The 13,155-nt window shown below is 71.5% G+C and carries 11 protein-coding genes; 9 read left to right on the top strand and 2 right to left on the bottom strand.

All coding sequences use genetic code 11. From position 1 onward, the window contains the following. Positions 1 to 15 precede the first annotated feature (15 nt). Positions 16 to 741, bottom strand: coding sequence for a FadR/GntR family transcriptional regulator (locus FHR33_RS08130; RefSeq protein WP_183645368.1), 726 nt, complete (start codon positions 739 to 741; stop codon positions 16 to 18). Positions 742 to 828: 87 nt separating this feature from the next. Between FHR33_RS08130 and FHR33_RS08125 the strand changes: the two genes are divergently transcribed. Genes FHR33_RS08125 through FHR33_RS08085 form a run of 9 tightly spaced genes read left to right on the top strand, consistent with a single transcriptional unit; the run spans position 829 to position 12,394 of the window. After that, complete coding sequence (locus FHR33_RS08125) at positions 829 to 2,313, top strand: ABC transporter substrate-binding protein (RefSeq protein ID WP_183645367.1); 1,485 nt, start codon at positions 829 to 831, stop codon at positions 2,311 to 2,313. Continuing rightward, entirely contained in the window at positions 2,310 to 3,248 is a 939-nt protein-coding gene (locus tag FHR33_RS08120; protein ID WP_183645366.1) for an ABC transporter permease, read from the top strand. The genes FHR33_RS08125 and FHR33_RS08120 overlap by 4 nt, the downstream gene beginning before the upstream one ends. After that, complete coding sequence (locus FHR33_RS08115; protein WP_183645365.1) at positions 3,245 to 4,066, top strand: ABC transporter permease; 822 nt, start codon at positions 3,245 to 3,247, stop codon at positions 4,064 to 4,066. Before FHR33_RS08120 ends, FHR33_RS08115 begins: the two co-directional genes overlap by 4 nt. Further along, positions 4,053 to 4,949 (top strand): ABC transporter ATP-binding protein, encoded by an 897-nt coding sequence (locus FHR33_RS08110; RefSeq protein ID WP_183645364.1) that lies wholly within the window; start codon positions 4,053 to 4,055, stop codon positions 4,947 to 4,949. The genes FHR33_RS08115 and FHR33_RS08110 overlap by 14 nt, the downstream gene beginning before the upstream one ends. Then, positions 4,918 to 5,703 (top strand): ABC transporter ATP-binding protein, encoded by a 786-nt coding sequence (locus tag FHR33_RS08105; RefSeq protein ID WP_183645363.1) that lies wholly within the window; start codon positions 4,918 to 4,920, stop codon positions 5,701 to 5,703. Before FHR33_RS08110 ends, FHR33_RS08105 begins: the two co-directional genes overlap by 32 nt. Further along, positions 5,700 to 6,887 carry a M20 family metallopeptidase gene (locus FHR33_RS08100; RefSeq protein WP_183645362.1) on the top strand — a complete coding sequence of 396 codons (1,188 nt, stop codon included), beginning with the start codon at positions 5,700 to 5,702 and terminating at the stop codon, positions 6,885 to 6,887. Before FHR33_RS08105 ends, FHR33_RS08100 begins: the two co-directional genes overlap by 4 nt. After that, positions 6,884 to 7,933: a P1 family peptidase gene (locus FHR33_RS08095; RefSeq protein WP_183645361.1), complete on the top strand. Its 1,050-nt coding sequence runs from the start codon at positions 6,884 to 6,886 to the stop codon at positions 7,931 to 7,933. Before FHR33_RS08100 ends, FHR33_RS08095 begins: the two co-directional genes overlap by 4 nt. Next, positions 7,930 to 9,351 (top strand): aldehyde dehydrogenase family protein, encoded by a 1,422-nt coding sequence (locus FHR33_RS08090; RefSeq protein ID WP_183645360.1) that lies wholly within the window; start codon positions 7,930 to 7,932, stop codon positions 9,349 to 9,351. Before FHR33_RS08095 ends, FHR33_RS08090 begins: the two co-directional genes overlap by 4 nt. Positions 9,352 to 9,409: 58 nt before the next feature. Then, a complete protein-coding gene (locus FHR33_RS08085) occupies positions 9,410 to 12,394 on the top strand; it encodes a chondroitinase family polysaccharide lyase (RefSeq protein ID WP_183645359.1) in 2,985 nt (994 codons plus the stop codon). On the opposite strand, the gene FHR33_RS08080 is transcribed toward FHR33_RS08085, so the two are convergent. Continuing rightward, entirely contained in the window at positions 12,378 to 13,142 is a 765-nt protein-coding gene (locus tag FHR33_RS08080; RefSeq protein ID WP_183645358.1) for an SDR family NAD(P)-dependent oxidoreductase, read from the bottom strand. The two genes, FHR33_RS08085 and FHR33_RS08080, sit on opposite strands and share 17 nt — an antisense overlap. Positions 13,143 to 13,155 lie beyond the last annotated feature (13 nt).

The raw sequence follows: 13,155 nt of genomic DNA, 5'->3' as shown, positions 1-13,155 counted from the left end.
GGTCAGGCTGCCCGCCTACTCCAGGAGCTCGTCGAGCGCGCCTTCCGGCAGATAGGGCGAGTAGAAGTCGCTCAGCGCCTGGCGGGCCAGCCTGGCCGCCAGCGGGCCGTCGCCGGCCCTGACCGCGGCCAGCGCCTCCTCGTGGTGGGCGATGCTGCGGCTGCGCAGCTCGGGAGCCCTGATCTTGTCGGCGATCAGGTTCAGCACGATGGAGCGCACCACGTCGCTGCAGATCAGGATGAGCTTGTTGCCGCTGGCCCGCGCCACCGCGTCGTGGAAGTCCACGTCCGCCGCGCCGAAGGCCTCCTCGCCCTCGGCGGCCCGCATCCGCGCGATCGCCGCGTCCATGTCGGCCAGCTGCGAGGGGGTGTGGAGCCTGGCGGCGAGCAGGTAGGCGGCGCCCTCCAGCACCATCCTGAACTGCACGAGCTCGGCCAGCGACAGCTCGTCGACCCTGGCCAGCGTCGTCATCGACTTGTGCAGCGCGGCGGGGGTGAAGGGCAGCACCTCCGCGCCGTTCGGATCGCCAGGCCTGGAGCGCACCATCCCGCGCGCCTGCAGGACCCGCAGCGCCTCGCGCACCGTGGAACGGCTCACCGAGAACTGCACCATCAGGTCGCGCTCGCTCGGCAGCCGCTCGCCAGGGCGCAGCTCACCGCTCTCGACGGCCTGCTCGATCTGCTCGACGATGCGCTCGTAAGCACGGACAGTCCGTACAGGTTGGAACCGAGGTCCGCCCATCACGCCCCCTCTTGACCGGAAAGTCCTGGGCTGGCAGTGTGCGTAGCCTACTGGTCAGACCAGTGCACTAGCCAGGAGGCTTAAGGCATGAGGCGCATCGGCACCTGGGTCGCCCTCGGCGGCCTCCTTCTCAGCGCGGCCTGCGGTGGCGGCTCCGCCGCGACCCCCACGACCGCGACCAAGCCGCTCGCGGTGGGCTTCGTCGCCGAGCCCGCCAACCTCGACTTCACCGCCACGGAGGGCGCTGCCATCCCCCAGGCGTTGCTGGTCAACGTCTACGAGGGCCTGGTCAAGCTCGACCAGGACGGCAAGATCCAGCCCCTCCTCGCGGAGAAGTGGGAGGTCTCGCCCGACAACAAGACCTACACCTTCACCCTGCGCAAGGGCGTCACCTTCACCAACGGCGCGCCGTTCACCGCCGACGACGTCGTCTTCTCCATCAACAGGGTGAAGAGCGACTGGAAGCTGAAGATCAAGAGTCAGATGGACGTCGTCGACAAGGTGGAGAAGAAGGACGACTCCACCGCCGTCGTGACGCTGAAGCAGCCGAGCAACGGCTGGCTCTACTCGATGGCCACCAGGCTCGGCGCGATGTTCAGCCGCACGGGAGTGGCCGACCTGGCCAACAAGCCGGTCGGCACCGGCCCCTACCAGCTCGGCTCGTGGAAGCGCGGCGACTCCATCCAGCTCACCGCCAACGAGAAGTACTGGGGGACCAAGCCGCAGGTCCCGCAGATCACGCTGAAGTACTTCAAGGACGCCACGGCGATGAACAACGCGCTGCTCACCGGCGGCATCGACATCATCTCCGCGGTCCAGGCGCCCGAGTCGCTCGCGCAGTTCGCCGACACCAACCGCTTCCAGGTCGTCGAGGGCACCACCAACGGCGAGGTGGTGCTGTCGATGAACAACTCCCGCCCGCCCTTCAACGACAAGAAGGTACGGCAGGCCGTCCGCCACGCCATCGACCACAGGGCGCTGCTCGACACCGCCTGGGCGGGGCGCGGCCAGCTCATCGGCAGCATGGTGCCGCCCACCGACCCCTGGTACGAGGACCGCACCGGCGACTACCCCTACGACGTCGCCAAGGCCAAGGAACTGCTCGGCGGCAAGACACACAACGTGAAGATGCGCATCCCCAACCTGCCCTACGCGGTCGCCGCGGCGCAGGTGGTCAAGTCGCAGCTGGCCCAGGTCGGGATCACCGCGGAGATCGATCCGCTGGAGTTCCCCGCCAGATGGCTGGACGTGGTGTTCAAGCAGGGCGACTACGACCTGTCCATCATCAACCACGTCGAGCCCCGCGACATGGGCATCTTCGCTGACAAGTCGTACTACTTCCGTTACGACAACCCCGAGTTCGGCAAGCTGCTGGCCTCCGCCGACTCCGGCACCGAGCAGGAGCAGGCCGCCGACCTGAAGGCGGCAGCCAAGCTGCTGTCCGAGGACGCCGCCGCCGACTGGCTGTTCCTCTTCCCGAACCTCATCGTGGCCAAGAAGGACATCACCGGCGGGCTGCCGAAGAACGGCATCTCCGAGGCCTTCGACTTCACGGCCCTCACCAAGCGGTGATCTCGTACCTGGCCAAGCGCGTCGCGGTGCTTCTGGCGAGCACCGCGACCGCGGGTGTGGTCGTCTTCGCCTTCATGGCGCTGCTGCCAGGCGACCCCGCCGAGGTCGCACTGGGCGTCAACGCCACTCCCGAGGCGATCGAGGCGCTGCGCAGGCAGTGGGGCACCGACCGGCCGCCGCTCACCCAGTTCCTCGACTGGATCGGCGGGCTGGCCGCCGGTGACTTCGGCGTCTCCTACGTCACCAGCTCGCCCATCGGCCAGCAGATCGGCGAGCGCCTCGGCGTCACGCTCACGCTGGTCGTCGGCGGGATGGTGATCGCCCTGATCGTCGCGGTCCCCGCAGGCACCTTCGCGGCGGTCCACCACCGCAACCCGCTCGGGGCGCTCATCAGCGCCGCCAGCCAGGTCGGCATCGCCGTCCCGGCCTTCCTCGCGGGCATCCTGCTGGTCTTCGTCTTCGCGGTTCAGGCCCAGGCGCTGCCGTCGGGCGGCTACGTGCCGCTGACGGAGGACCCCTCACTGTGGTTCCAGTCGCTGCTGCTGCCGTGGCTGTCGCTCGGGCTGGTGCAGGGCGCGGTGCTCACCCGGTACGTGCGCAGCGCGGTGCTCGAGGTGATGCGCGAGGACTACCTGCGCACCGCGCGCGCCAAGGGAAGGGGGCGCATGGGCGCGCTGTGGCGGCACGGCCTGCGCAACGCGGCCATCCCGGTCGTCACCGTGCTCGGGCTCCAGCTGGCCACGCTGCTGATCGGCGCGGTCGTCGTCGAGCGGGTCTTCGTCATCCCTGGGCTCGGCGACCTGCTGCTCAACGGCGTGGCCCAGCGCGACCTGCTGCTCGTCCAGGGGGTGGTCATGGTGCTCGTCGTGGCCGTCCTGCTGGTGAACTTCGTGGTGGACGTCGCCTACGCCGTCCTCGATCCGAGGTTGCGATGAGAGGGAACCTGGTCATCGGCGCCGTCCTGGTCGGCCTCACCGTGGTGGCCGCGCTGGTGTCGTTCGTCTGGACACCGCACGACCCCACGCTCGTGGACGCCGCCCACCGGCTCGCCCCGCCCGGCGGCGACTACCTGCTCGGCACCGACAAGTTCGGCCGCGACACGCTCAGCCAGCTCATGGTCGGCGCGCGCACCACGCTGTACGTCGGCATCGTCGCGGTCGGCATCGCCGCCGTGATCGGCACGCCGCTGGGCATGCTCGCCGGCATGACGCCGCGGGGCTGGCTCTCCGAACTGATCATGCGGGTCAACGACCTGGTCTTCGCCTTTCCCGCGCTGCTGCTCGCGGTCATGCTCGGCGCCGTCTACGGCGCGGGCACGCTCACCGCGATGATCGCGATCGGCGTGGCCACGGTGCCCGCCTTCGCCCGCATCGCGCGCGCGGCGACGATGCAGGTCATGGTGACCGACTACATCATGGCCGCCCGCGCCGCGGGACGGCGCGGCCCCGCCATCGCGCTGCGGCACGTCCTGCCCAACATCGGCTCCATGCTCATCGTGCAGGCGTCGGTCTCCTTCGCCATCGCCATCCTGGCCGAGGCCGCGCTGTCGTTCCTCGGCTTCGGCACCCGCCCGCCGACCCCCTCGTGGGGCAGGATGCTGCAGGAGGCGCAGGAACTGCTGTTCTCCACGCCGCGCCTGGCCCTGTGGCCAGGGCTCGCGATCGCGCTGGCCGTCCTCGGCTTCAACCTCCTCGGCGACGGCCTGCGCGACCACCTCGACCCCAAGCTCAGGAGGATCCGTGCTGAGCGTTGAGGCACTCACCGTCAGGGCCGACGGCGTGGAGCTGGTGCGGGAGGTGTCGTTCGGCATCGCGCCGGGCGAGCGCGTCGGCCTGATCGGCGAGTCGGGCTCGGGCAAGTCGCTCACCGCGCTCTCGCTGATGGGGCTGCTGCCCGAGGGCGTCAGCGCCACGGGCTCGGCCACGCTCCAGGACCAGCCGCTGCTCGGCGTGCCGGACAAGCGGGTGAAGGGCCTGCGGGGCAGGGTCGTGTCGATGGTCTTCCAGGAGCCGATGACCGCGCTCAACCCCACCATGCGGGTCGGCGCGCAGGTCTCGGAGGTCATGACGCTGCACGGCGTGCCGCGCGCCGAGGCCAGGGAGCGCGCGCTCGACCTGCTAGGGCGGGTGGGAGTCGAGGCTCCGCGCGCCTACCCGCACCAGCTGTCGGGCGGCCAGCGGCAGCGGGTGATGCTGGCCATCGCGCTGGCCAACGAGCCTTCGCTGCTCATCTGCGACGAGCCCACCACCGCGCTCGACGTGACCGTCCAGAAGCAGATGCTGGAGCTGATCGTCGAGCTCGCCCCCGCCGTGCTGTTCATCACCCATGACCTGGCCGTCGTCGCCTCCGTCTGCTCGCGGGTGCTCGTGATGTACGGCGGGCGCGTCGTGGAGAGCGGCCCCCTGCGCGAGGTGTTCACCAACCCCCGCCACCGCTACACCGAGGGCCTGCTGGCCGCCTCGAAGCTCACGCCCCGAGGCACCCGCCTGCCCATCATCCCCGGCGCCGTCCCCTCCAGGTTCCCCTCGGGCTGCCCCTTCAGGGACAGGTGCGCCCACGCCTCGCCGGCCTGCGAGAGCGACCCAGCGTTGACAGGAGAGGGCCATGCCTACGCCTGCTGGCACCCCCGTGATTGAGGCCCGCGACCTCACCCGCGTCTACCGCGCCTCGCGCTTCAAACCCGGCGTCGAGGCGCTGCGCGGGGTGTCGCTCGACATCGGGCGCGGCGAGCGGTTCGGGATCGTCGGCGAGTCGGGTTCGGGCAAGTCCACCCTGCTGCGCCTGCTGTGCGGGCTCGACAGGCCCACCAGCGGCTCGGTCCGCTTCGAGGGCAGGGAGATCACCGGGCTCGGCGAACGTCAGCTGCGCTTCCTGCGCGACGACCTGCAGATCGTCTTCCAGGACCCGATGAGCTCGCTGGACCCGCGGATGAGGGTCCGCGACATCGTCGCCGAGCCCCTCGTCGCCCTCGGCAGGCCCGTCGGCGACCGCGTGGCCCAGCTGCTGACCGAGGTCGGCCTGCCCGCGTCGGCGGCCGACCGCTACCCGCACCAGTTCTCGGGCGGGCAGCGCCAGCGCATCGCCATCGCCCGCGCCCTCGCGCCCAACCCCAAGGTGCTGGTGGCCGACGAGCCGGTCAGCGCGCTCGACGTCTCCGTGCGCGGCCAGATCCTGAACCTGCTGGCCGACCTCATCGACACGCACGGCCTCACCCTGGTCTTCGTCTCGCACGACCTTTCCGTCGTGCGGCACGTGTGCGAGTCCGTCGCGGTCATGCACCGCGGCGTCGTCGTCGAGCGCGGCCTCGTCGACGACGTGTGGTCCCGTCCCCAGCACGACTACACGCGGACGCTGCTGCAGGCCGTACCCACTCTGGAGGGACTGCTGTGATCGAGATCGATGCCCAGGGAGTCGTGGAGTTCACCCAGGAACTGGTCCGCGTCCCGAGCACCAACGACCCCGCCCGCGGGCGCAGCGAGCAGCCCGCCGCCGACCTGGTCGAGGCGAGGATGCGCGCGTGGGGCTGGGAGGTCGTGGTCGAGGAGGCCGCCCCCGGCAGGCCGAACGTCGTCGCCGTGGTCGAGGGCGGCGGAGGCGAGGGCCCGACGCTGATGTTCGAGGGTCACACCGACGTGGTGACCGAGGGCGACCTGTCGGAGTGGACCGTAGACCCGTTCGGCGGCGAGATCCGCGACGGCAGGCTGTGGGGGCGCGGCAGCGCCGACATGAAGTCGGGTCTGGCCGCCGTCATGTACGCCACCAGGGCGCTGCAGCTGGCGGGACCCTTCCCCGGCCGGATCAAGGTGTGCGCGCTGGCCGACGAGGAGGGCCTGATGATCGGCGCCCACCACTTCGTCAACTCCGCCCTCTCGGAGGGTGTCGACGCGGCGATCGTGGCCGAGCCCGAGGCGGGGGAGATCTGCGCGGTCGCCAAGGGGGCGCTGCGGTTGCGCGTCGACTTCACCGGCAAGATGGCGCACGGCGCGATGCCGCAGCACGGGCGCAACCCGATCCAGGCGGTGGGCGCCCTCCTGGTCGCCCTGCGCGCCTACCAGGAGGAGCTGCAGGCCGCCCACCCCGCGCACGAGCACCTCGGCGAGGTGTACGTCACACCGACCGTCGTCCAGGCGGGCAGCCAGGAGCAGGTCAACGTCATCCCCGCGGTCGCCTCCGTCTTCGTCGACGTGCGCACCGTTCCCGGCGTCGCCCACAAGGAGGTGGCCGACAGGGTCGAGGAGCTGGCCTCCTTCGACGGCATCGAGTCGCGGGTGGCCATCCTGGTGGACAGGCCGCCCGTCGAGGTGCCGGTCGAGCACCCCGTCGTCACCGCCCTCGCCGCGGCGCACACCGCGGTCACGGGTGAGGAGCCGGTGTACGGCGGCGTGCCGGGCTCCACCGACGGCACCGTCCTGACGCACTGGGGCGGGATCCCCTCGGTGGTCTACGGGCCAGGCGGCAAGTGGATCGCCCACCAGGCCGACGAGTTCGTCGAGGTCGAGGAGATCGTCCGCTGCACCCGCGTCTTCGCCGAGGCCGCGCGGCGCTTCCTCACCGGCGCGGACGGCTCCCGATGAGGCGGGGGCCGACCAACTCGCTGGCCGACGTCGAGGGGCTCAGGGTCGGGCACGCCCAGCGGGTCGGCGACGGCTACAGGACAGGGGTCAGCGTGGTGCTGGCCCCGCAGGGCGGCGCGGTCGCGGGCGTGGACGTGCGCGGCGCGGCGCCCGGCACCCGCGAGACCGAGCTCCTCGACCCGCGCAACCTCGTCGAACGCGTCCACGCGATCGTGCTGACCGGCGGCAGCGCCTACGGGCTGAGCGCCGCGTGCGGTGTCATGGAGCGGCTGGCCGATGCGGGGACGGGCTTCCCCGTCGAGGGCGGGGTGGTGCCGATCGTGCCAGGCGCCGTCATCTACGATCTCGGGCGGGGCGGGAGCTTCCGCGCCACGCCCGACGCCGCGATGGGCGCCGCCGCCTACGACGCGGCGCTCTCCTCACCGGGCGCCCTCTCCGGAGGGCTTCCCTCGGACGGGGCGGCGTCCCCTCCCCGGGTCAACGGGTCGGTGGGCGCGGGTACGGGCGCCGTGGCGGGCGGGCTGGCAGGAGGGGTCGGGACGGCGAGCGCGGTCCTGCCCTCGGGGGTCACCGTCGCCGCCCTGGCCGTCGTCAACGCCGCGGGCTCGGTCCTCGACCCGCGCAGTGGCCTGCTGTCCGGCGTCAGGTACGGCCTGCCGGGCGAGTTCGACCACGTCGGCGAGCCCGACACCGGCGAGTACGAGCGATGGAGCCCGCAGAAGGCGCCGTCGTTCAACACCACGATCGGCGTCGTCGCCACCGACCTCACGCTGTCCAAGGCCCAGTGCGGCAAGCTCGCGGGCGTCGCGCACGACGGCCTGGCCAGGGCGATCAGGCCCGCGCACACGATGGTCGACGGCGACACCATCTTCGCCATGTCGACCTGCGGCCTGCCAGGCCCCGACGACACGGGACTGCACGACGTGCTGGCCGCGGCGGCCGACGTGTTCAGCAGGGCCGTGGCCCACGCCGTCCTCCACGCCACCGGCAGGGAGGGCGCCCCCGCCTACCTGGATGTCTTCCCTAGCGCACGGAGCGGACGATGAGAGAAGGGCTGCCGATCGGGGCAGGCTGGCTGCCGGTCGAGGAGACGGCCGAGGTGGTCTTCCCCTACGACGGGAGCACGGTGGGCCGGGCCCCCGTCGGGACCGTCGAGCTGGCAGGCAGAGCCCTCGACGAGGCGCTCGCGGTGGCGGGCGAGATGGCCAGGACGCCCTCGCACGCCCGCCGCGCCGCGCTGATGGGCGCGCACGACGCGCTGCTGGCGCGCAGGGAGGAGTTCGAGCGCCTGCTCGTGCTGGAGACCGGCAAACCGCTGGTCGACTGCAGGGTGGAGGTCGCCAGAACGCTGGTCACGCTGGCCACGGCGGCAGAGGAGGTGGCCAGGCTGCACGGGGAGACCGTGCCGCTCGACCTGCTGCCCGCGGGGGAGGGGCTGGTCGGGTTCTGGACCAGGAGGCCGATCGGGGTGGTCGTCGGGATCACCGGCTTCAACTACCCGCTGCTGCTGGCCGCCCACAAGATCGCGCCCGCGCTGGCGGCCGGCTGCCCGGTGATCGTGAAGCCCGCCCCCGCCACCCCGCTGGCGACGCTGCTGCTGGTGGAGGTGTTGCGCTCGGTCGGCGCTGTGCCCGCCGCGGCGGTGCAGCTCGTCACGGGCGACGTGGAGGTGGGCAGGGCGCTGGTGGAGGACCGCAGGATCGGCGCCGTCTCCTTCACCGGCTCCGCCGCCGCCGGCCACGCCATCGCGCGCAACGCCGCCCCGACCAAGGTGGTGCTGGAGCTGGGGTCGAACGCCGCGCTGGTGGTCGCGGCCGACGCCGATCTCGAGGCCGCCGCCGACGCGGTCGTGCGCGGCGGGTACTACGCGTCGGGTCAGGCGTGCATCTCGGTGCAGCGAGTCGTGGTCGAGGAGGCGGTGCGCGCCGACTTCCTCGACCTGCTGGCCGCCCGGATGAAGGACGTGGTCGTCGGCGACCCCCGCCTGCCGGAGACGAGGGTGGCGCCGCTGATTGACGAGCGCGCGACGAGCAGGGTGCTCGGCTGGGTGGAGTCGGCGGTGTCGGCGGGCGCCCGGCTGGTCACCGGGCCGGCGCCGGCCGGCGGGCGGGTGATCACGCCGACCGTGCTGGCCGACGTGCCCGACGGCGTGGAGGTGTGGGACGAGGAGATCTTCGGGCCCGTGGTGTGCGTGCGGGCGGTGGCCGATCTGGAGGAGGCCTTCGAGACCGTCAACCGCTCCAGGTACGGCCTGCACGTCTCGGTCTTCACCAGGTCGCTGGCCACGGCCTTCGCCGCCATCGAGCGGCTGGAGGCCGGTGGCGTGGTGGTGAACGAGGTGCCTGGCTTCCGCGCGGACAACATGCCGTACGGGGGCGTCAAGGACTCGGGCATCGGCCGCGAGGGCCCGCGCTTCGCCATCGAGGAGTTCACGGTGACCAGGATGGCGATCATCCGTCCCTGACCCTCGTCATGGCCGAAGCGGATGGACGTGAAGATAGTTTTCGCGTTTTATGGCGATCATGGCGAATATCTCACGCAGAACGGTGCTCAAGGGCGCGGTGCTGTTGCCCGCGATTCCCGGCACGGCCCTGTCCGCCGACCTGGAGCAGCGGGCCATGGCGATGGACCCGCCGGTCTTCCTGCTGGAGACGGCCGTGCCGCCGCACTTCACCGGCGAGGGCCTGACCATCAGCGACAAGACCTCCGTCTGCGGGACGAGGTCGCTGCGCTGGGACCACCAGGGGCGTGCGGTGATCACCGTCAGAGCGCCGCTCAGGTGGGCGGCCGACCCCTACAGGCCGGGTGACGACCAGGCGTGGCAGGGGCTCGTGGACGCCTTCTGCGTGTGGATCCACAACGAGACCCCTGTCGACGACGTGGTGCGCTTCGAGTTCGGCAGGGGCGACAGGACCGACCTGTGGTTCGAGTTCCACCTGAACTACACCGGCTGGCGGACGGCATGGGTGCGCTACGCCTACGACATGCGCGGCAGGCCCAGGCCCGACATGGACACGCTGCGGATCGTCGCGCCACGCCGTACCGGGAGCCTGCACCTGGACCAGCTGATGCTCAACGTGCCGCTGCGGCCCGACGCGCCGTGCAGGGATTACCAGCTGCCCGAGATCGCCGCCGAGGGCGACGAGTACGACAACCAGCACTGGCAGGCCCTGTACCTGTTCGACAGGCTCCTCGCCGAGCACAGGCCGCAGGTGAGGCCGCCGACGTCAGAGGAGAGCGCGGCGCTGCGGGCGCTGCTCACCCGCTATCACGACGAGTACCTCATCGCGCAGGTCAGGCCGGACGTGCCGGCGCTCACCGCGCAGACCGAGGCGCTCATGGGCCGTCCCGTCCACGCCTACCAGTCGCAGATCTACCCCGTCGAGATCGCCGCCGAGCTGAGGGCGTTCGTCAACCCCGTCACCCTGCGCTCCTGCACCGACCTGATGAAGACGATCGCCCAGGCCCACCAGGCCAGCCCGCCCGACAGGCCCGCCCTCGCCGCGCTCTACCTGAAGATCGTCGCCCACCTGCGCGAGCAGGGCTGGACCAGGGGCAGCTGCCAGGGGACGATCCACCACCTCGGCTACGACGTGCGCGGCTACTACGACTCCGTCTACCTCATGCGCGACGCCCTGAGGGAGGCCGGCCTGTTCGAGCAGGTGCGCGCCGACCTCGACTGGCTGACCGGGCTGGGCAGGATCTTCCGCGGCTGGAAGCACCGCATGGCCCACGGCTCCATCATGGACATCTTCAACACCACCTTCCGCGGCCTGCTGGCGACCGTGCTGCTGCGCGACACCGAGGCCGAGCAGGTCGCCTACCTGAAGGCCCTGCGCGACTGGCTGAACATCGCCCTGCTGCCCACCGACGGCATCCAGGACGGGATCAAGGTCGACGGCACCGCCTTCCACCACGTCGGCTTCTTCCCCGACTACGTGCGCGACGGATTCGCCGGCCTCGCCCCGCTGGTCTACGTCATGAGCGGCGGCGGGTTCGCCATCTCCACCGAGGCGTTCGGCTGGCTCAAGAAGGCCCTGCTCATGCAGCGCGTCTACGCCGGCAGGACGCAGTGGCCGATCTCCCTCAGCGGCCGCAACCCCATCGGCACCACCGCGCTGTCGATCGTGCCCTTCCAGTGGCTGGCTCCGATCGACGACGAGATCGGCGCCGCCTTCCTCAGGCTGCTGCCGGCCTCGCCCACCCCGCAGCAGAAGGAGCTGGCCGCGAAGCTCGCCGCCAGGGGCGTCGTCGCCGAGCCCTCGCCGACGGGCAACTGGGCGCTCAACTACGCCGCGCTCACCGTCCACAGGCGCGGCGACTGGCAGGTCACCGTCCGAGGACACAACCGCTACCTGTGGTCCACCGAGATCTACGTCGGCGCCAACTGGTACGGCAGGTACAACACCTACGGCCAGATCCAGGTCGTGCACCGCGGCACCAACCTCGACAGCGGCTACTCCCACGCCGGCTACGACTGGAACCGCAGGCCGGGCACGACCACGATCCACAAGCCGCTCGACGCGCTCAAGGGAGACCTCACAGGGGCGATCGAGGAGATGCTGCTGACCGACTCCCGCTTCGGCGGCTCCTGCGCCATCGACGGACGGCACGGCCTGTTCGCCATGGACCTGCACGAGCACCCGAAGTACGAGGGCACCCACAGGGCTCGCAAGTCGGTGTTCCTGTTCGACGACAGGATCGTGGCCCTCGGCACCGGCATCACCAACGCCGACGGCACGCACGAGACCGAGACCACCCTGTTCCAGACCAGGAGGACGGGCGCCGTCGTGATGGACGGCGAGCAGGTCCCCTTCCCCTACGACAACCGCGACCTGCGGCCTCGCTGGCTGCTCGACGACAAGAACATCGGCTACTACCTGGCACCGGGACAGCGGGCCGGGCTCACCCGCTCCACCCAGGCCTCACGCCACAACGCCACCGAGGCGCCCACGAGCGGTGACTTCTCCACCGCGTGGATCAGCCACGGCCGCGCACCGCGCGCGGGCTCCTACGAGTACGCCATGGTCGTCGAGACCACCGCCGAGCGCATGGCCGCCTTCGCCGCCGACGTGCCGTACGAGGTGGTCAGGGCGGACGACCTCGCGCACGTGGTCACCGACCGCGCCACCGGGATCACCGGCTACGCCGTCTTCGAGCGAGTGCGGCTGGCGGGCCCGGTCCTGGAGGTCGACACGCCCTCGCTGCTCATGACCCGCCGCGACGGCGACGACCTCGTCCTCGCGGTCGCCGATCCCGACCTTCGCCTGTACAACGGCATCGACCACGACCAGTACGAGCGGGGCCGCTACGTCGGCCACTACAGCCCGTGGTCACGGCCGTGGCTGACCCGCCCCAGCCATCCTCACCTGCTGCGGGTGACCGTCCAGGGCAGGTGGAGGGCGCAGGGCCCGTGCCGGGCGCGGATCACCGGCGGCAGGACCGTGCTGGAGTTCGAGACGGTCCACGGCACGTCGCTGCAGGTGAGGCTCAGTTCGGCGGATTGAACCTGCCGTCGACGGCGGTCCAGCCGCCGTCGACGTACAGGACCGAGCCCGTCACGAAGGTGGCCGCGTCGGAGGCCAGGTAGACCACGGCGCCGGCCATCTCCTCGGGCCGCGCCCACCTGCCGAGCGCCGACTTGGCGGCGTAGGCGTCGTACCAGGCGGGATCGTTCTTGATCTGGCTGGTGAGCGGCGTCTCGACCACCCCGGGCGCGATCGCGTTGACCCGCACGCCCGAGGGACCGAACTCGGCGGCGGCGGTCCGCAGCAGCTGGACCAGGCCCGCCTTGGTGGCCGAGTAGACGCCCTGGCCGGGCTCGGTCACCGCCGCCCTGATGGAGGCGAAGCCGATGATCGAGCCGGTTCCCCGCTCGACCATGCCGGCGCCGAAGGCCCTCAGCACCTCGAAGGAGGCGCGCAGGTTGAGGTCCACGACGCGCTGGAACTCCTCGCCCGAGTAGTCGAGCAGCCGTTTGCGGACGTTGGTGGCGGCGGTGAACACCAGCACGTCGACGGCGCCCGCGGCGGCGGCCGTCTCGCGCACCGCCTCGGTGTCGAGCACGTCGAGCAGGACGGCGGAGCCGCCGCAGCCTCGCGCGCTCTCCTCGGCCGCGGGCAGGTCGCGGTCGGCGCAGACCACCTGCGCGCCGTGGGCGGCCAGCGCCAGGGCGGCTTGCCTGCCGATGCCGCTGCCCGCCCCGATGACAACCGCCCGACGCCCGTCAAGGCGGAACAACCGCTCGTAGTCCATGGTCGAACCCTAC

Source organism: Nonomuraea dietziae, assembly GCF_014195505.1.
GTDB lineage: Bacteria > Actinomycetota > Actinomycetes > Streptosporangiales > Streptosporangiaceae > Nonomuraea > Nonomuraea roseola.
This window is presented reverse-complemented; position numbering and strand designations above follow the sequence as displayed.

Excerpts from the sequence above, each read along its gene's own strand:
- FHR33_RS08130 (WP_183645368.1), bottom strand. The coding sequence starts at position 741 with ATGGGCGGACCTCGGTTCCAACCTGTACGGACTGTCCGTGCTTACGAG.
- FHR33_RS08125 (WP_183645367.1), top strand. The coding sequence starts at position 829 with ATGAGGCGCATCGGCACCTGGGTCGCCCTCGGCGGCCTCCTTCTCAGC.
- FHR33_RS08115 (WP_183645365.1), top strand. The coding sequence starts at position 3,245 with ATGAGAGGGAACCTGGTCATCGGCGCCGTCCTGGTCGGCCTCACCGTG.
- FHR33_RS08105 (WP_183645363.1), top strand. The coding sequence starts at position 4,918 with ATGCCTACGCCTGCTGGCACCCCCGTGATTGAGGCCCGCGACCTCACC.
- FHR33_RS08095 (WP_183645361.1), top strand. The coding sequence starts at position 6,884 with ATGAGGCGGGGGCCGACCAACTCGCTGGCCGACGTCGAGGGGCTCAGG.
- FHR33_RS08090 (WP_183645360.1), top strand. The coding sequence starts at position 7,930 with ATGAGAGAAGGGCTGCCGATCGGGGCAGGCTGGCTGCCGGTCGAGGAG.
- FHR33_RS08085 (WP_183645359.1), top strand. The coding sequence starts at position 9,410 with ATGGCGAATATCTCACGCAGAACGGTGCTCAAGGGCGCGGTGCTGTTG.
- FHR33_RS08080 (WP_183645358.1), bottom strand. The coding sequence starts at position 13,142 with ATGGACTACGAGCGGTTGTTCCGCCTTGACGGGCGTCGGGCGGTTGTC.